The sequence below is a fragment of the Nocardioides sp. NPDC057767 genome (assembly GCF_042798275.1).
In the GTDB taxonomy this organism is placed as follows: Bacteria; Actinomycetota; Actinomycetes; order Propionibacteriales; family Nocardioidaceae; genus Nocardioides.
Genome location: NZ_JBHVKJ010000003.1, coordinates 41,950 through 64,803, shown reverse-complemented (window position 1 = coordinate 64,803; position 22,854 = coordinate 41,950). Strand labels below are relative to the sequence as shown.

At 71.3% G+C, this 22,854-nt stretch carries 17 protein-coding genes; 3 read left to right on the top strand and 14 right to left on the bottom strand.

Features of this window, described 5'->3' with window-relative positions; genetic code table 11:
* Nucleotides 1-2: 2 nt before the first annotated feature.
* A complete protein-coding gene (locus tag ACFVDI_RS02650; RefSeq protein ID WP_378900073.1) occupies nucleotides 3-1,538 on the bottom strand; it encodes a GMC family oxidoreductase in 1,536 nt (511 codons plus the stop codon).
* Nucleotides 1,535-2,944 carry a purine-cytosine permease family protein gene (locus ACFVDI_RS02645; RefSeq protein ID WP_378900070.1) on the bottom strand — a complete coding sequence of 470 codons (1,410 nt, stop codon included), beginning with the start codon at nucleotides 2,942-2,944 and terminating at the stop codon, nucleotides 1,535-1,537. Before ACFVDI_RS02645 ends, ACFVDI_RS02650 begins: the two co-directional genes overlap by 4 nt.
* Before the next feature lie 189 nt (nucleotides 2,945-3,133).
* Between ACFVDI_RS02645 and ACFVDI_RS02640 the strand changes: the two genes are divergently transcribed.
* Nucleotides 3,134-3,940, top strand: coding sequence for an endonuclease/exonuclease/phosphatase family protein (locus ACFVDI_RS02640; protein ID WP_378900067.1), 807 nt, complete (start codon nucleotides 3,134-3,136; stop codon nucleotides 3,938-3,940).
* Here the strand turns inward: ACFVDI_RS02640 and ACFVDI_RS02635 are convergent.
* Genes ACFVDI_RS02635 through ACFVDI_RS02625 form a run of 3 tightly spaced genes read right to left on the bottom strand, consistent with a single transcriptional unit; the run spans nucleotide 3,924 to nucleotide 9,018 of the window.
* Nucleotides 3,924-5,993, bottom strand: coding sequence for an NAD(P)-binding protein (locus ACFVDI_RS02635; RefSeq protein WP_378900064.1), 2,070 nt, complete (start codon nucleotides 5,991-5,993; stop codon nucleotides 3,924-3,926). The genes ACFVDI_RS02640 and ACFVDI_RS02635 overlap by 17 nt on opposite strands.
* Nucleotides 5,990-7,504 carry an APC family permease gene (locus ACFVDI_RS02630; RefSeq protein WP_378900061.1) on the bottom strand — a complete coding sequence of 505 codons (1,515 nt, stop codon included), beginning with the start codon at nucleotides 7,502-7,504 and terminating at the stop codon, nucleotides 5,990-5,992. Before ACFVDI_RS02630 ends, ACFVDI_RS02635 begins: the two co-directional genes overlap by 4 nt.
* A 29-nt stretch (nucleotides 7,505-7,533) precedes the next feature.
* Nucleotides 7,534-9,018 carry an aldehyde dehydrogenase family protein gene (locus ACFVDI_RS02625; RefSeq protein ID WP_378900058.1) on the bottom strand — a complete coding sequence of 495 codons (1,485 nt, stop codon included), beginning with the start codon at nucleotides 9,016-9,018 and terminating at the stop codon, nucleotides 7,534-7,536.
* Between the two features lie 99 nt (nucleotides 9,019-9,117).
* Here ACFVDI_RS02625 and ACFVDI_RS02620 point away from each other — a divergent pair, with 99 nt between their 5' ends.
* A complete protein-coding gene (locus ACFVDI_RS02620) occupies nucleotides 9,118-9,771 on the top strand; it encodes a TetR/AcrR family transcriptional regulator (protein WP_378900055.1) in 654 nt (217 codons plus the stop codon).
* Nucleotides 9,772-9,774: 3 nt separating this feature from the next.
* Here the strand turns inward: ACFVDI_RS02620 and ACFVDI_RS02615 are convergent, their stop codons facing one another.
* Nucleotides 9,775-10,401, bottom strand: a complete 627-nt coding sequence (locus tag ACFVDI_RS02615; RefSeq protein ID WP_378900052.1) for a hypothetical protein — start codon at nucleotides 10,399-10,401, stop codon at nucleotides 9,775-9,777.
* 85 nt (nucleotides 10,402-10,486) lie between these two features.
* On the bottom strand, nucleotides 10,487-11,683 hold the full coding sequence (locus ACFVDI_RS02610) for an MFS transporter (protein ID WP_378900049.1): 1,197 nt from the start codon (nucleotides 11,681-11,683) through the stop codon (nucleotides 10,487-10,489).
* A gap of 48 nt (nucleotides 11,684-11,731) precedes the next feature.
* Here ACFVDI_RS02610 and ACFVDI_RS02605 point away from each other — a divergent pair, with 48 nt between their 5' ends.
* Complete coding sequence (locus ACFVDI_RS02605) at nucleotides 11,732-12,388, top strand: FadR/GntR family transcriptional regulator (RefSeq protein WP_378900046.1); 657 nt, start codon at nucleotides 11,732-11,734, stop codon at nucleotides 12,386-12,388.
* Between the two features lie 134 nt (nucleotides 12,389-12,522).
* Here the strand turns inward: ACFVDI_RS02605 and ACFVDI_RS02600 are convergent, their stop codons facing one another.
* From ACFVDI_RS02600 to ACFVDI_RS02570, 7 genes are all read right to left on the bottom strand, one after another.
* On the bottom strand, nucleotides 12,523-14,631 hold the full coding sequence (locus ACFVDI_RS02600) for a hypothetical protein (protein ID WP_378900043.1): 2,109 nt from the start codon (nucleotides 14,629-14,631) through the stop codon (nucleotides 12,523-12,525).
* A gap of 113 nt (nucleotides 14,632-14,744) precedes the next feature.
* Nucleotides 14,745-18,347: a TIM-barrel domain-containing protein gene (locus tag ACFVDI_RS02595; RefSeq protein WP_378900040.1), complete on the bottom strand. Its 3,603-nt coding sequence runs from the start codon at nucleotides 18,345-18,347 to the stop codon at nucleotides 14,745-14,747.
* 60 nt (nucleotides 18,348-18,407) lie between these two features.
* Nucleotides 18,408-19,259: a ketose-bisphosphate aldolase gene (locus tag ACFVDI_RS02590; protein WP_378900037.1), complete on the bottom strand. Its 852-nt coding sequence runs from the start codon at nucleotides 19,257-19,259 to the stop codon at nucleotides 18,408-18,410.
* Between the two features lies 1 nt (nucleotide 19,260).
* Entirely contained in the window at nucleotides 19,261-20,169 is a 909-nt protein-coding gene (locus ACFVDI_RS02585) for a 1-phosphofructokinase family hexose kinase (RefSeq protein WP_378900034.1), read from the bottom strand.
* Complete coding sequence (locus ACFVDI_RS02580; RefSeq protein ID WP_378900031.1) at nucleotides 20,166-21,077, bottom strand: ROK family protein; 912 nt, start codon at nucleotides 21,075-21,077, stop codon at nucleotides 20,166-20,168. The genes ACFVDI_RS02585 and ACFVDI_RS02580 overlap by 4 nt, the downstream gene beginning before the upstream one ends.
* On the bottom strand, nucleotides 21,077-21,997 hold the full coding sequence (locus tag ACFVDI_RS02575; protein ID WP_378900028.1) for an SIS domain-containing protein: 921 nt from the start codon (nucleotides 21,995-21,997) through the stop codon (nucleotides 21,077-21,079). The genes ACFVDI_RS02580 and ACFVDI_RS02575 overlap by 1 nt, the downstream gene beginning before the upstream one ends.
* 53 nt (nucleotides 21,998-22,050) lie before the next feature.
* Nucleotides 22,051-22,836 (bottom strand): DeoR/GlpR family DNA-binding transcription regulator, encoded by a 786-nt coding sequence (locus ACFVDI_RS02570; protein ID WP_378900025.1) that lies wholly within the window; start codon nucleotides 22,834-22,836, stop codon nucleotides 22,051-22,053.
* Nucleotides 22,837-22,854: the final 18 nt, after the last annotated feature.

The following is a 22,854-nucleotide window of genomic DNA, read 5'->3' as shown; positions in this document are numbered from 1 at the left end:
GGTCAGCGCGCGCCGCGGATCAGGTCCGCGGCGCGCTCGGCCACCATCATGACGGTGACGACGGGGTTGGTGGCGACCAGTTGCGGGAAGACCGACGCGTCCACGACGCGCAGTCCGTCGACCCCGCGCACCCGCAGCGACGGGTCGAGCACGGCGAGCGGGTCATCGTCCGCGCCGATCGCGCAGGTGCCGCTGACGTGGTAGACGGTCTGGTGCGTGGCCCGGGCGACCTCGCTGATCTCCTCGTCGCTCTGCACCTCCGGGCCCGGGAAGACCTCGCGCACCAGCCGCGAGGCGAACGGCTCGGCCTCGGCGATCCGGCGGGCCAGGCGTACGCCGGCGACGAGGACGGCCTCGTCGCGGCCGTCGGGGTCGGTGAAGTAGCGGTAGTCGATCGACGGCGCGGTCTCCGGGTCGTCCGAGGTGATCCAGACCCGGCCGCGCGAGGCCGGCCGGGCCACGTTGGGTGCGATCGACACGATCCGCTCGGGCAGCTCGGCGCCGTACGCCTCCGCATGGACCACCCACGGCTCGACCGGGAAGTGCATGAGGACGTCGGGGCGGTTGTCTGGGTCCATGACGCTGACCAGCGCGCCGGCGTCCCAGCCGCTCGCGCAGGTCGGCGGCGGCGACTCCTTCAGCTCCCACACGACCAGGCCCTCGGCGTGGTCCATCAGATTCTCCCCCACCCCGGGCAGGTCGACGAGCACGGGGACACCGGCCGCCTCGAGGACGGCACGCGGGCCGATGCCGGACAGCTGCAGCAGGCGAGGTGTGTCGATCGCACCGGCGCAGACGATGACCTCGCGCCGCGCCGTGAGCTCGACCGGCGAACCGTCCACGCGAGCCATCACCCCGCGGGCGACCCCTCCGACGACGTCGATCCGCTCCACCCGCGCACCGAGGACGAGCCGGAGATTCCCGCGCGTGGCCCGCGCCGGATGGAGATAGTGGATCGAGGTCGAGGAGCGGAGGTTGTCCGCGGGCGTGTAGCCGACCTCGAAGAACCCCGCGCCCTCGGCGCGCTTGTCCAGACGGCCGTCGTTCCAGGCCTCATGGAGCGGGATGTCCAGCGCGGTCGCCGCGGCGGCGACCATGTCGGCCACCATCGGGTTGCGGTCCTTCGGCGCGACCGGCTGGATCGGGGTCAGCAGCCGGTCGTAGTAGGGCTGGACAGCCTCCGGCGACCAGCCGTCCGCGCCCCGCTCGACCCACTCGTCGAGATCGGCGGCCAACGTACGCCACGAGATCATCGTGTTGCCGTCCGAGCAGCCGCCGAGGATCCGCAGTCGGGCCTGGCGGATCGCCGAGTTGCCGCGCTCCTGCGGGACGCTGCGGTAGTCGAGGTCGTACTCGCCCTCGAGCATCTCCGCCCAGCGCCGCAGCTCGCGGGCGCGCGGCTCGTGCTCGTCGTCCGGGCCCCACTCGAGAAGGCCGACGGTGACGTCCGGGTCCTCGCTCAGCCGGGCGGCGAGCAGGCTGCCCGCGGTCCCGCCACCGACGACCAGGTAGTCGAAGGTCGTCTCGTCAGTCCTCACGCGACGCCACCCGCCTCGACGACCGGGCGGTGGCCGGAGAAGCGGGCGAAGCGCTTCATCCCGACCAGATAGAGCGGGCTGATCACAGCCAGGCCGACGATCCAGGAGATGTCGACGCCGCCGAGCCGCTCGGCCAGCGGGCCGACGTACATCGCGGTGCTGAGGAACGGGATCTGGACCAGGATGCCGAGGAAGTAGCAGGCGACGGCGATCAGGTTGAACCGGCCGTAGCGGCCGCCGTCGCGCTCGAAGAGCGCGTCGATGTCGTAGTCCCCGTGCTTGAGCGCGTAGTAGTCGACCAGGTTGACCGCGGTCCACGGCACCAGCACGCACAGCAGCAGGAGCATGAAGTTGGTGAAGTTCACCAGGAAGTTGTCCTTGCCGGCGAGCGCCATCACGACCGCACCGGTGAACAGGACCGCGGACACGACCGCGCGTGCCGAGGCACCGGGAACCCACCGCGGGAAGATGGTCTGGCCGACGGTGATCGTGGAGAGGGCGCCGCAGTAGAGATTCATCGCGTTGGTGCAGGCGATGCCGATGCCGAAGACGGCGATGATCAGGCCGCCGACGCCGGGGGTCAGGTCCTGCAGGCCGGTGACCGTGTCCGCCTCGGGCAGTGCGGCGCCGACGAGAGCGCCGAGGAGCATCGGGAACAGCGACCCGAGCACCGCCCCCGCGTACGTCGCCCAGAAGGCGGGCCGCACACCGGTGTCGCGCGGCATGTAGCGGGTGTAGTCGGAGACGTACGGCGCGTACGCGATCTGCCACAGCGCGGCGAGCGAGACCGTGCCCATGAAGCCGGCGAGGGTGGCGCCGTCGGTGTCGAAGGTGCCGGTCGGCAGCTGGTGGACGCCGAGCATCCAGACGAAGGCGATGGCCAGGACGATGCCCGAGACCAGGCTCATCAGACCCGTCAGCGCATGGATCATCCGGTAGCCGACGATCGCGCCGACCACGCTGACCAGGCCGATCACGATGATCGAGAGGGTCTCGTCGAGCCCGAACAGGCTGGAGACCGCCTGCCCGCCGAGGACCATGTTGGAGGCGAAGAAGCCGACGTACATGAAGATCACCAGGATGACGACCAGCAGGCTTCCGTACGACCCGAACTGCGCTCGGGTCTGCAGCATCTGCGGGACGCCCATCTGCGGGCCCTGGGCGGCGTGCAGCGCCATCACCACGCCGCCGATCCCATGGCCGAGGACGAGGGCGATCACCGCGGCCCACACCGGCAGGCCGTAGACGGCGGTCGCGACCACTCCGGTGGCGACGGTGAGCAGCATGATGTTGGAGCCGAACCAGATGGTGAACAGGTCCCGGGCACGCCCGTGTCGCTCGGTCACGGGGATGTGGTCGATCGTGCGCTTCTCCACCGTCATGGTGGTCTCGACGTCTTGCTGCATCGGAATGTCCTTCCTGAGATGCCGGCTCGGGGTGGGGCCCGAGCCCACGATTCAGATCACGGTAGGCCCGGCCGCGGGGAGCCGACCAACACCGGTTTTCGTTGCTCTGCATCGGCAGAACAGATGCCTCGGATCGTTGACATCGCCTCCGCCGGGACCTGCGGCGGCGCCCTCTGAGAGACTTCTGGCATGCGCATCGTCTCGGTCAACTCCTGGGGCGGTGCCCGCTACGACGACCTCGCGGCCTGGCTGCCTGTCGCCGGCGCCGACATCGTCTGTCTCCAGGAGGTGACTCGCACCGCGGGTCTGTCCGGCTGGACGACCTTCGCCGACGGCGAGCGGTCGCTCCCCCAGCGGGCGAACCTGCACGACGACGTACGCCGCCTGCTGCCGTCCTACGAGGGGCTGTTCCTGGCCAGCGACGCCGGGCCCGTCACCGACGACGCCGGTCGCCGCCACCAGCAGGACTTCGGCCTCGGCACGTACGTCAGCGAGGAGCTGCCCGTCATCGGCATGGCGAGCACGTTCGTGCACGGCGGCTTCGTCGACCACGACGAATGGACCGTCACCGACCGGCCCCGCGCGGTCCAGGGGCTGCGGGTCGTCGACCGCGCGGCCGGGAGGCAGGTGTGTGTCGTGCAGCTGCACGGCCTGCGCGACCCGGCCGGCAAGGGCGACACCCCGGCGCGGCGTGAGCAGGCCGAGCGGCTCGCCGCGTTCGTCGAGGCGACCCGGGCGGCCGACGACCTCGTGGTCGTGGCCGGTGACCTCAACCTGCTGCCGGACAGCGCCACCTTCGACGTACTGCGCGGGATCGGGCTGCGCGACCTGGTCGGCACGGCCAACACCCGCACGTCCTCCTACCCCAAGCCGGTGCGGCACGCGAGCTACCTGCTCGTCTCGGACCCGGAAGCCGTCGCGGGCTTCCGGGTCCGTGCGGAACCGGAGGTCTCGGACCACCGGATCCTCGAGCTCGACCTCACGCCAGCTGGGTGACCTCCCGCCGGAACGGCACCTCGTCGTTCGACGGCAGGACGGCGTCGAACTCCTCGGCCGCGCGCCGGCCGGACCACACGGCAGCCGCGATGGTGCCGGGCGCCCAGGAGTCGCCGATGCCGCGTACGGAGGCGATCTCACCGGCGTCGCGGCGGGCGAGGAGGTCGAGGTAGAGCTCCTCGCGCGGGAGCCGGGCGGTCACCATGACGACGGCGTCGCAGTCGAGGTCGCGCTCGATGCCCGCATAGACGTCCTGGACCCGGACACCGCCGGCCCCCACGGACGTCACGGCATGGTCGGTCACCCGGGTGATGCCGTTCTCGATCAGCCGCCGCTGGATCCGGTTGATCTCGAAGGTGTTGTTGGTCCACGAGGACACCTGTGAGCCGGTGGTGACGATCGAGACGTCGTAACCCTTCTGCGCGAGGAGCTCGGCGACGACGCCGCCCAGGTAGTAGTGGTCGTCGTCGTAGACGATCACCTTCTTCCCCGAAGGAAGCCGGCCGGTGAAGAGGTCGTCGGGCCCGAGCACCTGCATGCCCTCGTCGATCGGCATCGCGGTCGTGTGGAAGCGGGCGACGCCGTCCGTACGCCAGGTGGCGCCGGTCGCGGTGATGACGTGCTCGAAGCCGAACTCGACGATGTCCGCGGCGCTCATCGGGCTCTCGCGGTAGATCTCGACGTTGGGGAGGTCGGCGAGGACCGCCTCGCGGTACTCCTTGACCCGACCCCAGGCCGACAGCCCCGGCAGCGCGGACTCCTGCGTCACCCGGCCGCCGAGGTCGCGACCGGCCTCGGCCAGCACGACGTCGTAGCCCCGCAGGCCGAGGGCCCGGGCGGCCTCCAGCCCGGAAGGACCGGCGCCGACGACCAGGACGCGCGAGTCGCTCTCCTTGGCCCGGATCTTCTCCGGGTGCCAGCCGCGGCGCCACTCCTCCCCCATGCTCGGGTTCTGGGTGCAGCGGATCGGCGACATGGTGAGGTCGCCGGAGACGCAGATGTTGCAGCCGATGCACTCGCGGATCAGGTCGAGCCGGCCGTCGCGGATCTTGTTCGGCAGGAACGGGTCCGCGATCGACGGGCGCGCGGCGCCGATCAGGTCGAGGATGCCGGCCTTCACCTGACGCACCATCGCGTCGGGCGACGTGAACCGGCCGACGCCGACCACCGGCTTGCTGGTCAGCTTCTTCAGCCCGGCGACGAACTCCTCCTGGCGGCCCTCCGGCGCGAACCGGGAGGTGACCGAGTCGCCCTCCCAGCTGCCCATGGCGAAGTCCCACAGGTCCGGCAGCTCGCCGAGCTCGCGCAGCACACCCTCGATGTCCTCGCGGGTGATGCCGCCGTCGATCTCCTCCTCGACGGTGATCCGGCAGGCCACCGCCGCGCGCCCGGCGACCTCCTCGATGGTGTCCTCCAGCAGCTCCTTGAGGAGCCGCATCCGGTTCTCCAGCGAGCCGCCGTACGCATCCGTGCGGTTGTTGTAGCGCCGGGAGAGGAAGTGGTGCGGGGCACCGTAACCGTGGGCTCCGTAGACGTAGACGACGTCGTAGCCGGCCTCGAGCGATCGGCGTACGGCGTTGCGGTGCCAGCGGCGCAGGTCCTCGATGTCCCGCAGCGACATCGCGCGGGCCTGGACCGGAGCGATGGTGTCCGGGGCGACCGGCAGGTGGGCGGGGCCGAGCGGGGTCTCGCGGCTGAGCTGGTTCGGCGCGTTCATCCCGTTGTGGGCGAGCTCGATGCCGGCCAGGCCGCCGCCCTCGTGGATCGCGTCCGCGATCCGCTTGAGCGCGGGCAGGTCCTGGTCGTCCCAGATCCGCAGCTCGATGAACGGTGCGATGTCGGAGGTCGCGTGGATCTCGACCTGCTCGGTGCACACCACCGACCAGCCGCCCTCGGCCTTGATCTTGCGCATCGCCGCCTGGGCGCTGGGGTCGCGGTAGCCCATGCCGTTGCAGTGCGGCACCTGGTAGAAGCGGTTCTTGGTCGTGAACGGCCCGATCTTCACGGGCTCGAACAGGATGTCGTACGGGGCAGCCACGGGGCTCTTCGTCATCGGGTGGGCTCCTCGGTGGGAACGGACGGAACGGGTGCGCCGACCTCGGCGCGGACGCGGGCACCGCGGACGTACCCGATGCCGCACAGCAGCAGCAGGCAGCCGAGGGTGCCGAGGGTGAAGGCCTCGAAGGTCAGCTGGCTCACGCCCCAGATCTCCTCGAACGGGTACGCCTCGCCGAAAAGCCGCTCGAGCGTGCCGGGGAAGACGGCGACCCAGGAGCCGAGCAGGATCCAGGCGAAGGCCACCCAGCCGAGCAGCGCGAAGGCGCGGTCGGAGACGGGCACCCGGAACGGGCGCGGGCGGTCGGGGTAGCGGGTCCGCAGCCGGATGGCGGCCGGGATCACCAGCAGGTAGCTGAGCAGGAAGGTCGAGATCGAGATGGTGAGCACGACCCCGAAGATCGAGGCACCGTCGCCGGTGACCTGCATCGCGACCAGCAGGAAGACGGTGGCCACGACGCCGGAGAGCATGTTGACCCGCACCGGGGTGCCGAGGCCCTCGTGGAAGCGACCGAAGAAGCCACCGAAGAAGGAGCCGTCGGCGGCGGTCATCGCCTGCATCCGGTCGGAGATGATCATCCACGCGGCGCCCTGGCTCATCAGGATGTAGACGAAGACCACGGCGGTCAGCGTGAGCAGCGGCTCGGCCGCGGCTCCGTACACGGAGTAGACGGTGGCGACCGCGTCGAGGAGGCCGCCGATGCCGGTGATCTCGTCGCTGGGGACGACGAGCAGGATCGCGAAGATCGGCACCAGATAGCAGACCGCGGCGGTCGCGCAGGAGCGGAAGATCGAGACCGGTACGTCGCGGGCCGGGTTCTCCATCTCGCCGGCGGCGCTGTTGGAGGACTCGAAGCCGAGGTAGGCGAAGAGCAGGATCGGGACCGAGCCGAACAGGCCGAGCAGGGTCGGGCTGAAGTCGCTGCCGCTGATGTCGACGACACCGTTCTCGGCGGCGTAGATGATGGTGGTCAGCACGAAGAAGGCGAGCAGACCGACCTTGAGGATCGCGCCGCTGGTCGGCAGCCACTTGCCTTTGGCCAGGCTGGCGATCGCCGCGACCACGGTGATCCAGATGAAGACGATCTTGAACACGTAGTCACCGACCGAGCCGTGCTCGAGCGGCGTGATGTAGGTGCTGACGGTCTCGGCGGCGAGGAAGGCCATCGAGCCGCCGACCCACACCGGCTGGGTGATCCAGGTGAGGATCGCCGCGACCGCGGCGGCCGGTCGGCCGAAGGCGTCCCGGACCCAGGTGTAGGCCCCGCCCTCCTCGCTGAACGCCGCGCCGGTCTCGGCGAAGATCAGGCCGTACGGCACGAGGAAGAACACCGCGAGCACGAGCGCCCACGTGAACGCCTCGGCGCCGTAGAGCGAGACCTGCCCGAGGGTCTCGAGGCCGACGACGGCGGCGATGAGCAGGAAGACGATGTCGAAGCGTCGTAGCGTCTTGCGGAGATGTGACTGCTGCTCGGCCGCTAGCGCGGTCGGCTGGTTGGTCTGCGTCATGGTTGATGTCCCTGTTCGTGGCGGGCAGGTCAGTGGTTGATCCAGACGGTCTTGAGACCGACGTACTTGTCGAGGGCGTGCAGCGAGAGGTCGCGCCCGAAGCCGGAGCCCTTGAACCCGCCGAACGGGGTCCAGGCGCTGAAGGCGTCGACGCCGTTCACGGTCACGGTGCCGGCGTGGACCCGCTCGGCGAGCCGATGCGCGCGGCTCAGGCTGCCGGTCGCGACCGAGGCGGCCAGGCCGTACGCGGTGTCGTTGGCGAGCGCGACGGCCTCGTCCTCGGTGTCGAAGGGGGTGACCGCCAGGACCGGGCCGAAGACCTCCTCGCGGGCGAGGGCGGAGGCCGGGTCGACGCCGTCGAAGACGGTCGGCTGGACGTAGCAGTCGCTGCCGTCGCGCGTGATCCGCTCGCCGCCGGTGACCAGGCGCGCGCCTGACGTCTTGGCCTCGTCGACGAACTCCATGATCCGGTCGGTCTGCTCGGGCGAGACGATCGCGCCCATCCCGGCGGCGGGGTCGAGCGGGTCGCCCGGGGCGTACGCCTCCGCCTCCTTCGCGACGAGGGCGACGAACTCCTCGTGGACCTCGCGCTGGACCAGCACCCGGGAGTGCGCCGAGCAGACCGCGCCCTGGTTGAACCAGATGCCGAAGGCGGTCTGCTTGGCGGTGGCGGCGAGGTCCTCGGCGTCGGCGAAGACGACGTGCGGGCTCTTGCCGCCGCACTCGAGCCAGACCTGCTTGAGGTTCGACCGGCCGGCGTACTGCAGGAAGTACGCCCCGACCTCGGTCGAGCCGGTGAAGGCGAGCACGTCGACGTCGGGGTGCAGGCCGAGCGCCTTGCCGGTCGTCTCGCCCAGGCCGGGGACGACGTTGAGGATGCCGTCGGGGATCCCGGCCTCGGCGGCGAGCTCGGCGATCCGCAGCGCCGATGACGGTGACTGCTCGGCGGGCTTGAGGACGACGCTGTTGCCGGCGGCCATCGCCGGAGCCACCTTCCAGGCGAGCATGTCGACCGGGTAGTTCCACGGGACCACCGCCCCGACGACACCGAGCGGGACTCGGCGGATCAGCGCGGTCGTGCCCGGCGGGGTCGGCGCGACCTCGTCGTTGATCTTGTCGATGGCCTCGGCGTAGTAGCGGAACAGGTTCACCGAGAACGGCAGGTCCAGGTCGTAGGCGTCCACCACCCGCTTGCCCATGTCGAGCGAGTCCAGGACCGCGAGCTCGGCGGCGTGAGCGGCGAGGAGGTCGGCGAAGCGGAGCATCCGCTCCCGCCGGAAGGCGACTCCCGCGCGCGACCAGCCCCCGTCCTCGTACGCAGTCCGTGCCGCCCGCACGGCGGCGTCGACCCCGGCGGCGCCGGCGTCGGCGACCTCGGCGAGCAGGGCCCCGGACGCGGGGTTCCGGTTCTCGAAGGAGCCCTCCGCGGTGTCGACGGAGCGGCCGCCGACGAACGCTCGCGTCCGGGGGCGGACCTCGGTGGCAATCTCTCGCCAGTCCTGGTGGGTACGCACAAGCAAGTCCTTTCTTTGCGCTTCACCGCAAATATGAGGCGCGCCACACCAGGTGTCAATCGTCCGCCCACAGATTTCACATACGCGTTACGGTTGAGCATGGCTCGACGCAAGGACCAGGCCGCTCGGCGCGAACACCTGACCGCGGCAACGCTGACCGTGATCGCCGCTCACGGGTTGGCCGGCGCCACGATGAAGAACATCGCCGCCGAGGCCGGCATCTCGCCCCGCCTGATCGCCTACTACTACCCCGAGCTCGACGGCCTCATCGAGGCCGCTCACCAGGCCGCGACCGACCGCTACTACTGGTCGCGACAGGCAGCCATCGAGGGCGATCTGTCCCCCGCCGAGAAGCTCGGCCGCCTGATGTACTCAGGCCTTCCCCGCGGTGAAGACCTCCTGCTGAGCCAGGTTCTCGACGAGATCTCGGTCAACGCGAGCCGCAGCCCGATGCACGCCACCCTGATGACGCTGCTCTTCGACCGCGAGGTCTCGCTCTACACCGCGGTGCTCGAGGTCGGCCGCGCGACCGGCGCGTTCTCGCTGACCGACTCGGCCGAGGCGATCGCGCGCAACTTCGTGGCCCTCGAGGACGCCTTCGGCCTCCATCTGCTCGCCCACAACTCCTCGCTCAGCCTCGAGCGCGCCGAGCAGCAGCTGGCCAGCTACGCCCACTCCGCGCTCGGCGTCCGGGTCACTCCGATCGACCCGAACTTGCCGAAGGACGCAAAGAATCCGCCGGCTGCGAGGTAGCAGTCAGGCGGTCGCGACCTGGGCCGGCCGCGCGGTGCGCGACAGTGCTTCGACGCCCCAGCAGACCAGGCAGCCGACGAGCGGGATGGCCACGCTCGACACCATCATGAAGAGGTCGGTCACGAACGTGTCGCCGACCATCGACTCCCAGACCCTCCCCGACCAGGTGATCCACACCATCATCAGCACTGCGGGGACGATCAGCCCGGCCAGCCACAGGAAGCCCTGGCGGCGCGCGATGCCCCACGCGGCCACGAGGCAGAGCACCGTGACCACCATCTGGAGCCGGATCATCCACAGCCACCACTCACCGTGCGGCAGATCGAACGCCCCACGTGACTGGAGGAAGTTCGCCACCAGCCAGAACGCGTCGAAGAACCACGGCACGAGCAGGAGGAGAGGCGCCGTCATCCGACGAAGGACCGTTCGTCCGCGCCAGACCAGCACCGCTGCGTACGTCAGGTAGACCAGCGTGAACAGCACGCCCTGGAACGCGTAGATCTCGGGATAGCCGAGCTCCCACTGGAGCTGGCTCAGAAGCACCAGCCGCAGGGCCTCTGCCACCGCGACGACCACTGCCGCCACCACCGAAAGCCCGACCCGATTCGTCCGCTCCGCGGTTGTCGTCATGTCCAGCAGTATCGCGGGTTCGCCGACGTACGCGTCGGTAGAGGACCGCCGTGTCGGTCATTTCGCGACACGGCGAGCCGGATGATCAGTCCTCGGCGCGGTCCCCGATGATGACCGGGCGGCCGGCGACGTACCCGGCGACGAGCTGGACCACCGCGATGCCCAGCAGCAGCGCGATCGGGACCGACCACGATCCGGTGGACTCGCGCAGCAGCCCGACGAGGAACGGGCCGCCGGCGGCGAGCAGGTAGCCGATGCTCTGCCCCATCGAGGAGAGCGCAGTGGTGCCGGCGGTGGTCGCGGTGCGGATGCTGAACAGGGTGAGGACGACCGGGAAGACCGCACCGCCGATGCCGATCAGCACCGCCCAGACCCAGGCGCCGGCGACGGGGGCGATCCAGAGCCCGGCGAACCCGATCGCGAGGAACGCGGTCAGGACCGCGACCAGGTGGCCCTGCGACGATGCCCGGATCGCGAGCGAGGGCGCCAGGAAGAACACCGGTACGCCGACGAGGATGCTCACCGCGAGCAGCAGCCCGGCCGTCGCGTGACTGAAGCCGGCGTCGGCGTAGATGCTGGGCAGCCAGCTCATCACGACGTACGCGAACAGCGACTGGGTGCCGAAGAGGATCGTCACGGCCCATGCCACCGGCTCGCGCCACAGCGAGACCCGGGTCGCGGCACCGCGGCGGTGGCCGTGGTCGCGCAGATGCGGCACCCAGGCGAGCAGGGCCAGGGCGGCGAGCAGTGCCCAGACGCCGAGACCGACCCGCCAGCTTCCGGCCGCCTGGGCGATCGGCACCGTGACCCCGGCCGCGATCGCCGCACCCAACGACATGATCGCGCTGTAGGCACCGGTGACCGCGCCGACCCGGTTCGGGAAGCCCTCCTTGACCACGGCCGGCAGCAGCACGTTGGCGAGCGCGATGCCCGCGCAGGCGACGAAGGTGCCGGCCAGCAGCAGCCAGGGGTCGCCGATCACTCTGACCAGCAGCCCGGCCACCAGCAGGCCGAGCGCGACCCCGATGCCCCGATGCACACCGAGCCGGCGCGCGAGGGTCATCCCGGTCGCACCGACGACGGCGAAGCACAGCACGGGAAGAGAGGTCAGGAACGACCTGGTTCCGGCAGAGAGCCCGTCGAGCCCGTCGAGCAGCGCACCGAGGGAGGTGATGCCGCCGCGCAGGTTCGCAGCCACCAGCAGGACCGCGACCAGGAGCCACACCGTCGACCTCAGGTTCGACGGCGGAGCATCGGGGCGGGACTGGAGTCGGGAGGTCACGCCCCCTAGGATGCCAGACATCGGATGATTGGATGAAAGGACGGCATCGTGCCGCTCTCCACCACCACACCTCGCTCCCTGGTCGACCAGGCGATCGACGGCATGCGCGCGCTGCTCGCCGACGGCGAGTGGGCCGTCGGCGCCCGCATCCCGCCGGAGCCCGAGCTCGCCGCGGCTCTCGGCGTCAGCCGCAACACCGTGCGCGAGGCGGTGCGGGCGCTGGCCCACACCGGCGTGCTGGAGGTGCGGCGTGGGGACGGGACGTACGTCGCCTCTTCCAACGAGGTCGCGGCGATGATGCGGCGGCAGGTCGGCCGCGTCGACCTGCGGCACGTCCTCGAGGTCCGCCACGCGATCGAGACCCAGGCGGCGGCGCTGGCCGCCGAGCGGCGCTCCGACGACGACCTGCGGGCTCTGACCACCGTCATGGACCGGCGTGCCGCGGCGGTCGAGGCCGGCGACGCCGAGGCCTTCGCCGAGGCCGACGCGGAGTTCCATCTCGGCGTGGTCACCGCGACCCACAACCCACTGCTCATCGAGCTCTACGCAGGCTTCGAGGACACCCTGCGCGCGACCATCCACCTCGACGACGAGACCGCCGAGATCGCCGACGAGCACATCGCCGTCTTCGACGCGATCCGCGCCCAGGACCCCGACGCCGCCGCGGCCGCCGTCACCGGCCTGCTCCACACGCTCGCCCGCTGACGCCTGAACCAATCAACCTGGGGAGGGCTGTCCGAACCTGGTTCGGACAGCCCTCCCCAGGTTCGCTCGGTGCCGGAGCAGATCGCCGGCATCCGGGGGATCGCCGAGCGTCTCGCCCGCCGGCGCCGGCTCCGCTAACCGCGAGGGAGTTCGACCCGGATGAACTTCGGCCGGTAGAGGAGCGGGTTGCGGAGCACCGCGCCGAAGTCGGTGCTGTTGCGGCTGTAGGACACGATCACCGAGCCCGGCTCCTCGAGGATGTCGGGGTGGGCCAGCGGCATGTAGCGCAGCTCGCCACGCGCCACCCCGGAGGGCAGGGTGCCGACCGGGGGCTGCGCCCGGAACGGTCCCGTCGGTGACGACGAGGTCCAGAAGACCAGGTCGTCGCCCAGGAACTCGCCGCTCTTGCTGAACGCGTACCAGCGACCGTCGCGTTCGAAGACGCTCAGCGTCTGGGAGACGCCGTCGGCGGCGGGGATCAGCTCGCTCGCGGCGCCCGGCCGGCGGCCCCAGCGGGCACCGTCCCAGTAGGTCCAGCGGTCCGGGTCAGCGACGTGGTCCGGCTCGACCCGGGCGACGTGGAGCGAGAAGCCGGTGCCGAGCTCCGGGTCGGGCTCGCGCGCGGTGCCGTAGAGGTAGAGCCACTCCCCCGACACCGCCGCCGCTGCTCCCCACATCGGCCGGCGGGTGTCCGCGTCGTCGGCACCGACGTCGGTCACGGCGATCAGCTGCGGGACGCCACCGTCGGGGACGACGAACTGCGCGATCGAGGGCCCGAGCGCCTCGAAGCCGAAAACGTCACCCGAGCCGGTCGCACGCACCCGCTGAGCCGCCACGACGACGAGCGCGTAGCCGGGCTTGTCGAGGGTGGTCACCGACATCGGCCAGTAGCCGACGCCGTCGTCGCGGTCGGGGATGATGGCGCCGCCGGACTCCGGCAGGACGACGCGCAGGCAGTCGGGCTCGACGAGCAGCATCGAGTTGCGTACGAAACCGGCGCCGGGGAGCTCTTTGGCTCTCAGGGTGTCGCCGAACATCCAGATGCTCCGTCCGTCCGCCAGGGTGGCGCTGACCCCCACGTCACCTCCCTGCAGGGCCGGTTCGGCGCGCAGCCTGGTGATCCGGTTGAGGTCGTCGACGTCCTCGACGGGACCCGAAGGTACGCACTGGGTCGTCGAGGCGAGACTGGGCAGCGGTCGCGGCACGGTCTCGGCGCGCAGCGCGGAGGTCAGCGCGGTGGCCAGCACCGTCAGGCAGGTGGCCGAGACCAGGACCAGGCCGAGGGTCCTGCGCCACCCGCTCACCGAGACAGACTCTCCTTCGGGGGCGAGGAGACCTCGGACCAGCCATCGGGTCGCCACCAGCACGACCAGCCCGAGCAGGGCCGAACCAACGATCGTCACCAACGGTTGAGCGATGCCGGTGCGGGTCTCGACGGCCCACAGCAGCGACTCGGCCGCCCCGGTGACGGTCCAGCGGGAACCGGTCGCCCACGGTTCGGCGAGCAGCAGAAGGTCGCCGGCGAGGACGAGGGGCACCGGGCCGGCGACGATCACCGCTGCCGCGAACAGCAGTCCCGGCAACCCGCCGACGACCTCGCAGGCGAAGGTCAGCGCGCCCGCGGCAACCACCGTCGCGGCGAGGACGGATGCGACGAGCATCCGCTCCCCTGCCGGTGCGGGCGCGGCGAGGAGCCACCCCCAGATGCCTGCGCCCACCGCCAGCGTGGCGAGCGCGGTCAGCCGGGCCAGGAGCCGGGGCAGCGTACGTGCCAGCGGCCCCCACACGAGCGAGACGACGCACACCAGCAGAAAGCCGGCCAGCGCGGCGGAGAAGGTGACCGGGGCCCACGACCGCTCCTCGTGCCGGTCGTCGGTCGGGGCGAGCGCGACCGTCCGGCCGCGGGTCTTCTCGATCCGCGTGACCTCGGCATGGATCTCCCGCGCGAGCTCGGGCCGGTGGGCGGCCGCGATCCGTAGCTCGTCGCGCGTCCCGGACAGGTCCAGATGGAGCGCCGCGACGACGTCGCCGCGCTCCAGCAGATCCGCCGCCTCGGCGGGGTCGTCGACCCCGCCGGCCGTGAACGGGTGCCCGGGTACCGCGTTGACCTGCTTCACGAGCGGCGCGGTGACGACGTCGGGACCGACCAGCACGACCGGCGCCTCGTGCACCTCACCGGAATCGGTACGCAGCCCGGTGACGATCCAGCCCAGGGCGATCAGCACCAGGACGGCGCACAGCACGACCTCACCACGACTCCCCGGCCGCACCGCTCACCGCCCCTCCTCGGTCACCGCACAGCGCGGCGCTCATCGAGGGTCATGTAAGCAGTGCGACCGGGTCGCCCGCCACCGGCCTAGTTCGCAGTGGCGCGCCAGCGCTGCGAGCCGGCCGCGGCGTCGGTCTGCTGGATCACCAGTCCGTCGGCGCCGGCCGCGAGGCTGAGGCCGCTGTGCTTGGCGGAGATCTTCAGGGCCGGACCGTCAGTCACGATGACCCAGCGTTGGTTGGGCGTGCCCGTGCAGGTGTACTCCACGACCGGGTCGCCGCTCGTCTTCGAGCTGTAGGCGACGTCGGCGCACAGACCGGTGCCGGCGTTCTTCAGCTGGTAGCTCCCGTCGTCCTCGTTCCGGGTGACCACCCACTTCTGCGACGCCGCCGCCCCGACCGCCGAGGTGGTCAGCTGACCGTTGCTCGATCCCGTGGCGGCGTCGAGCGCGAGCCCGGAGGCGGCGTTGCCGAGCGAGTACTGGCCGTCCGCCAGCGCCGGCGGCACGACCTCCTCGTCACCGACCGTCATCGCGAAGACGTGCACCGCCGCGTTGGCGGGCAGGGTGACCGCCGCGATCTCCTTGGCCGGGTCGGTACGCAGCGTCTTGGTGAACAGCCGGTAGGAGACGGTCGGGTAGGCCGGGCCGCTCGGCGTGTTCTTGCCCAGCGTGGTGACGGCCACCTTGGCGCCGTAGCTGTCGGTCGCCGCACAGCACCAGTTGGGGAAGCCCAGCGTCCCCGTCGAGGAGGTGCCGTCGGCGTAGTGCACCGTGGCCTTCCCCGATGCCGACAGGCTGGTGCCGGTCCCCAGGAACGCCAGCGCGTTGCCCTTGCCGCTGATCCGGATGGTCTCGCCGCCGGAGGCGACGTTGTCCTTCGTGCCCGGCACCGAGTCCGGCCAGGTGAAGTCGAAGCCGCTCGCGCTCACCGTCGCCCCTGGCGTGACTCCCTTCTCGGCGAGCTTGCCGGCCAGGAAGCTGCTGCCCCCGCCGTCGATGTCTCCCGGCGCCGGGTCCTCGGCCTTGGTCACGCCGACATTGTTGAACGCCGACGCGAGGTCCGGGTGGGCGACGGTGGTCGTCGCCGAGTCGGTCACCGTGTACGTCCGGTCGTGGGTCACGTACGTCGCGTTCACCTCGATCCGGACGCGCCCGGGTTCGGCGTCCGCCGGCGGCGTGACGCCGAAGGTCGCGGTGCGGGAGGCTCCCGGAGCGAGCCCACCGGAGACCCCGGCAGCCGGACGTACGTCCCAGCCCTCGGGCGCGGTGGCCGTGATCGACTCGAGCTGTACGCGGGAGTCGGTCTCGTTGGTGAAGGTGGCGCTGACCTCCGCCTCCTCACCGGCGACCGCGATCGCGGCGGTGGCGGCGTCCAGGCCCACGTTGCGGTCGCCCGGGTGGCTGCCGCCGACGGCCGAGGAGCCGTTGAGCGCGACCACGGCCGCCGCGGACGTGGACAGCTTCCCCGTCTTCACCGACGTGATGCCCGTCGCGGAGTCGTGGAACCACCCGGTCGCGGCGCCCTCGAGCTCGGCGGCGGAGCCCCGCTGCGGCAGCTCCTCACCGTCCAGCTCCACGCTTCCGGGCTCGGCATCGGCATGCACAGTGAGGCCGTACTCGCGCGAGGCGGGCTTGCCTGCATAGGAGCCGTCGACCTCCCCCAGCCGCACCTCGACACGGCCGCGGCCCTGCTCGGGGGCGTCGACCTCGAACTCCTGGGTGGCGGACTCGCCGGAGGCGTGCGCCTGGCTGCGCCCGTCGTCCTCGTAGTTCACGAACGACGAGGAACCCTGCGGGTAGACGTCCAGGTCGAGGCGGCCCGACTTCTTGCCCTGCTGCCAGTCGAGCGTGCCCTCGGGGAACTGCGGCACGACCGCCCCGGCGCGTACGAACAGCGGCAGCGTGTCCAGCGGAGCCTTGTAGCCGTCGATCGTGGTCGGCCCCTGGTGGACCCGGCCGCTCCAGTAGTCGACCCAGGTGCCCTCGGGGAGGTAGATCCCGTCGCGGGTCGAGGCGTCCTCGTAGACCGGGGCGACCAGGAAGTCGTCGCCGGCGAGGAACTCGTACTTCACCGCGTCGCCCCAGGTCTTCGGGTCGTCGGGGTAGTTGAGGTAGAGCGGCTTGACCGCGCCGACACCGTTGCGGTTCGCCCGCATGGTGTGGGTGTAGAAGTAGGGCAGCAGCCGCTCGTGCAGGCTCAGGTACTTCCGGTTGATCGAGGTGTAGGGCTCGCCGTAGCGCCACGGCTGCTTGTCGGAGGCGGCCCACCCGCTCATCAGGTAGGTCATCGGCAGGAACATCTTCCACTGCATGTCGCGGACGTACGTCTCCGCGCTGCCGCCGAAGATGCCGTCGACGTCGCCGGTGGCGAGGTGCTGGCCGGACATGGTGGAACCGGCGTACGTCGGGATCTGCCAGCGGATGTAGTCCCAGCTCCCGGACTGGTCGCCGCTCCACACCGCGGCGCAGCGCTGGGTGCCGGCCCAGCCCTCGACGGTGAGGACGGTGGCGCGGTCGGCGCTGTTGGACTCGATGCCGTCGCGGGCCTGCTCGCAGGCGTCGAGCGCGAAGCGGTAGCCCGGGCCGACCCACGCGACGTCGGTCTTGCGGACGCGTACACCGGCCTGGACCTCGCTCTCCTGCTCGGTGAGGTCGTCCTCGGTCCACAGGCCCAGCTCGGCGCCGTGGCCGCCCAGCATGTCGCCGGTCTCGGCCAGGTCCTCGTAGCCGCAGCCGTAGCCGTCGTTGACCAGCATCCAGCCGAGCGGCAGGTCGTGCTCGGCGTAGCCGTCGGCGATCGCCTTCGAGTCGCGCAGGGTCTCGCGCTCGCCGCGGTTGGCGTTGTGCAGGTAGCAGTCGGCGTCGCCGACCTCGAGGGCGTACATCGGGACCGCGACCGGCCGGCCGGTCAGCTCGGTGTAGGAGTCGATGACTCGCTCGGCGTCACCGACGAAGTAGTAGGCGTCGAAGCGCTGCTCGTCGTGGGTCGTCGTGGTCGGCGCGCCGAAGTCGTAGCTGCCGGGCGCGAAGGTGTTGCGCAGCACCCCGTAGCCGCGGGAGGAGACGTAGAACGGCACCGCGTTGGGGTTGCCGCCGTCGTTCCAGTTGAAGTCGCGCGAGATCTTGATCGTCTCGCCGCGGTGGCTGAACCGGCCGTTCTGCATGCCGCCGCCGAAGAACTGCTCCTCGGCGCCGCGCTCCAGGTGCTGCGCCGTGCCGTCGTCGTCCCAGGTCAGCGGGGAGGACTCCGCCATCAGCACGCGCCCGCTCGGGTCGGTGAGGCGCAGGGTGATCGGCCGCTTGGTCACCGTGAGCACGGCTTCGCCGGTGCTGATGACGTACGCCGCGTCGGTCTCCTTCACCTGCGACTGCCCGCCGGGGTAGTCGCGCTTGACGACGATGTCGGCGTCGGGAGCGTCGGGGTCGGTGGGGTCCTCGTTGGCCGGGTCGTCGAACTCGCCGTCGGGGGCGAGGCGTACGCGCACCATGTCGGCGTCCTCGAAGGTCACGCGCAGGGCGGCCTCGCCGGACTCGAAGGTGTAGCTGTCGCCGTCGCGCTCGAAGCCGGTGACGTCGCCGAGCTCGCCGGTCGCCTCGGCCGCCACCGAGCCCACCGGGCTGAGCGCGACCAGGCCCGCCGCCAACGCGACTCCCGCGACCAGAGACCGTCTGAGTGATTGATTGAACATGATCGCATCACGCCCTAATTAGTCAGAATCAATCGAAGTCGAGGGCGACTGTAACGTAGGTCACACAGCCCGGTCCACCTTCGGTCCACCGATCAGCGCGAGCAGTCGCGCGGCTTCGCCTGCGACCGCATCGCGACCAGCGCCGAGGTACTTGCGCGGGTCGACCTTCGTCTCGTCCATCAGCACCGCCCGCACCGCGCGAGTGAACGTCGCGTTGAGATGGGTCGCGATGTTGACCTTGGTCATCCCCGCGACGACGGCCGCGACGATGCCCTCGTCGGGGACCCCGGAGGATCCGTGCAGCACGAGCGGCACATCGACGGCGTCGGCGAGGCGAGCGATGAGCTCGTTGTCGAGCGAGGCCGTGCGCGTCGTCATCGCGTGCGAGGAGCCGACCGCGACCGCGAGCGCATCGACACCGGTGGCCTCGACGTACGCCGCGGCCTCGTCCGGCCGGGTGCGCACCCCTGGCGCGTGCACCCCGTCCTTGCCGCCCACCTCGCCGAGCTCGGACTCGACGGAGACACCGCGCTCGTGGCACCAGGCCGCGATCTTGGCCGTGGCTGCGACGTTCGAGTCGTAGTCGAGCTTGGAGGCGTCGAACATCACCGAGGGACAGCCCAGCTCGACAGCCTCCTCGACGAGCTCGACCCGGGTCGCGTGGTCGAGATGCACGCACACCGGCACGGTCGCGCGCTCGGCGATCGCGAGGGTGGCGCCCAGAAGCGGCGCGAGGCCGCCGCGGTAGTCGGCGGTGTTCTCGGAGATCTGGAGGACGACCGGGCGCCCGGCCTGCTCGGCGCCGGCCACGATCGCCTCGGCCAGCTCGAGCTGGATGACGTTCATCGCACCCAGCCCGCCTCCGGTCCCGCGGGCGTTGTCGAGCAGCAGCGACATCGGTACCAGGGGCATCTCAGGGCTCCTCGTCGATCCGTTCGACCCTGACGCCCGCCAGGACCGAGGCGTACGTCTCGGTGTCGATCTCGCCCGCGACCGGCGTGGCCACCGCGGCGGCACCCAGCGCGGCGGCATCGCGGAGGATCTCCGGCCACGGCCTCGCGTGGGCGAGGCCGCGGGCGATCCCCGCGGCAGTGGCGTCGCCGGCGCCGGTCGGGTTCCCGGCGACCCCGGCGGGCGGGCTCACCTCCCAGCAGTCGCCGTCGGCACAGGCGATCAGCCCGAGGCGTCCCCGGGTCAGCACGACCGGTCCCCCGTGGCGGGTGGCGAGCTCTTTCACCGCGACGAAAGGATCGTCCGGACTGTGCCCGAGAAGGCGTGCGGCCTCGTCCTCGTTGGGCGTCAGGACAGCGCCGGTTCCGACGGCGGCCGCGAGGGCCACGTCGTCGAGATCGAGGAGCACCGGGACGCCGGCGGCAGCGGCGAGGCGCGCGATCCGCGCCGGAAGGTCGACGGGCACGCCGGGCGCCAGGCTGCCGGAGACGGTGAGAGCCGTCGCGTCCACGACCCAGTCCCCGAGGAGGTCGAGCAGCCGCAGGTCGGCGCCGGACGCGGCCTGCCTGCCCGGCTCCCACAGCGAGGTCGTCGACTCGGTGGCGGCGACGACCACGGTGCGGCGTACCTCTTCGAGCTCGGGCAGGAAGGTGGAGGGCAGCTCCCCCGCGAGGGCTTGGGCGAAGGCCTCGTCGGCGAGACCGACGGCGTGCGTCGGCTCCCCCAGCTGATGCAGCACCCGGGCGAGGTTGACGCCCTTCCCGCCGAGCCGGGTGGTGACGTCGGCGATCCGGTGGACCTCGCCGACGGTCAACCGGGGCAGCCGGTAGGTCACGTCGATCGCCGGGTTGAGCGTGACGGTGATGATCATGGGTTCGTCCTCACCGCGGCCAGGGCCAGCCTGGCGGCACCGATCAGGCCGGCGCGGCCGCCGAGGGCGGAGAGGCGCACGGGCGGGACGGCCGTCACGCCGGCCCGCTCCCGCATCCGGACCTGCAGCGGGTCGAGCAGCGCTCTCCTGGCCTCGGCGACACCACCGCCCAGGATGATCTCGGCGGGCGCGAGCAGGGCACCGACGGCGAGGAAGCCGTCGGCGAGGGCGGTGACCGCCTCGGACCAGACCTCGGCAGCGAGGCGGTCGTACTCGGCCCGCGCGACCAGCTCGGCGACGCCGGAGACCTTGGTGTCGCCGCCCAGCGACGCGTACCTCTCCAGCATCGCGCGCGCACCCGCGTACGCCTCCACGCAGCCGCGCAGTCCGCAGCCGCACCGCGGCCCGGCCGGGTCGACGACCAGGTGGCCGATCTCACCGGCCTGTCCGGAGACGCCGAGGATCGCCCGACCCTCGACGTACGTCACCGCAGCGACACCCGTCCCGAGGACGGCCACGAACGCGGAGGCCGGCGAGCCGGCGTCGTCCCAGATCGCACCGGCGGCAGCGGCCGTATCGTGCGCCACCGTGACCGGAAGGCCCAGGTGCTCGGAGAGCGGGGCCGCCACGAGAGTGTCGACGAGACCGAGGTTGACCGCCCTGCGGGAGATGCCGGCCTCGGTGTCGACGAGCCCGGGGAAGGCGACCCCGACCGCGGCGACCTCTGCCCGAGCCGCGGGACTCAGGCCGGCGAGGAGTCCTTCACCCAACCGCGCGATGTCATCGAGCACCGCCGGACCGATCCGGGTGGCCACCCGCGACTCGGCGAGCACCACGTCAGCGGCGCCGACCACCGCTCCGCGCACCGAGGTGCCGCCGACGTCGAACGCGAGGGCGAGAGGTCGCATCACGCGGGCGGAGGAGCAGCCGGGCTGAGGATGATCGAGCGCGTGAGGTTGCGCGGCGCGTCGGGATCGAGCCCGGCTCGCCGGGCCCGCTCGACGCAGAGCAGGTGCACGCGCACCAGCTCGGCGAGCGGGTCGACCTCGTCGTGGATCAGGTCCGCGCCGGTGACCGCGACGTCCTCGGCGAACCCGGGCACCAGGTCGCCGAAGGCCCACACGACCCGGCCGGGAGCGCTGATCGAGAGCGGACCGTGACGGTATTCCATCATCGGGTAGGACTCGGTCCACAGCTGCGCGGACTCCCGCAGCTTGAGGGCCGCCTCCTGGGCCACGCCGTTGGTCCAGCCGCGGCCGACGAAGGTGAGCTGGTCGGCAGTCAGCGCCGGACCGAACCCGCTGACACCGGCGTCGATGATCCGCTGGGCCTGCTCGGCAGCCAGGCCCAAGTCGTGGCCGAGATGCCATCGCAGCATGGCGAGCGCGGTGGTCGCGAAGCGGGTCTGGACCACCGACTTCTCGTCCACCTCGGGCATCAGGATCGGCTCCGCCAGCTCGAGCGCCGGGGTGCCGGGCGAGGAGGAGATCACCGATGCCGGGATCGTGCCCTCGACACGGGTGAGCAGGTCGATGACCTCGGTCGTGGTCCCGGACCGCGTGATGGCGAGCAGCCGGTCGTAGCCCCGGTCGATCCGAGCCTCGGTCGGCGTCCAGGCGTCGGTGACACCCTGGCCCTGCTCCTCCCGGAGCGCGGCGTAGGCCTGGGCCATGTAGAGCGAGGTGCCGCAGCCGACGACCGCGACCTTCTCCCCCGGCTGCGGCAGGGCGTCGGCGAAGTGTTCGGCGGTGCTCCTGGCGGCCATCCAGTTGGCGGGCTGGGTCGCTATCTCGGCAGCGAGATGCGTCGTCGGTGCGGATGCGGTCATGTCTGAATCATCCAACGGCGTGATCGTTTATGTCAACATCAGTGCCCAAGTGATCATTTTCGCTCAGTCGCGATCACGATCTCCGTCCCGTGCTCGGCCAGCGCCTTCGCGAGCGGCTCGGGCACCGCACGGTCGGTGACGAGCATGGAGACGCAGTCGAGGTCGCGGATGCGCGCGAACGTCGGGTGCTCGAGCTTCGTGCTGTCGGCCACGACGATGGTGCGCTGCGCGGCCGCGATGAAGTCGGCACTGATCTGGGCCTCGGCCGGGTGGATCGTGGTGAGCCCGGCACGTGTGCTGATGCCGTCGACGCCGAGGATCGCGGTGTCGATGTGGATCTTCGACAGCACGCCCTCGCTCAGCGGGCCGACCAGCTCGTAGGACTGGGTGCGGGCGGCCCCGCCGGTCACCACGATGTTGACGTTGGGCCGGATCGAGAGCTCGTAGGCGATGTTGAGCGCGTTGGTGACGACCGTGATGCTGTCGTCCTCGGCCAGGTCGGGGTGGCGTCCGATCGAGCGGGCCACCTCGCTGGTCGTCGTCCCGCCGTTGAGCGCCACGGTCTCGCCCGGCACGAGCAGGTCGGCGACCGCGGCCGCGATCGCCCGCTTGGCCTCGGCCTGGCGGCCGATCTTGTACTGCAAGGGCAGCTCGTAGGCCGAGCCGAGCGCCGTGGCGCCGCCGTGTGTCCGGGTGACCAGCCGCTGGTCGGCGAGGTGCCCGATGTCGCGGCGGGCGGTCGCCGCCGAGACACCGAGGGCGCTCTCCACCTCTGCGATCGAGACGTGCCCGTGCTCGCTGATCAGCTCGAGCAGCTGGTTGAGTCGCTGTTGCCTCATGGGCCCCCTTCCTGGGTC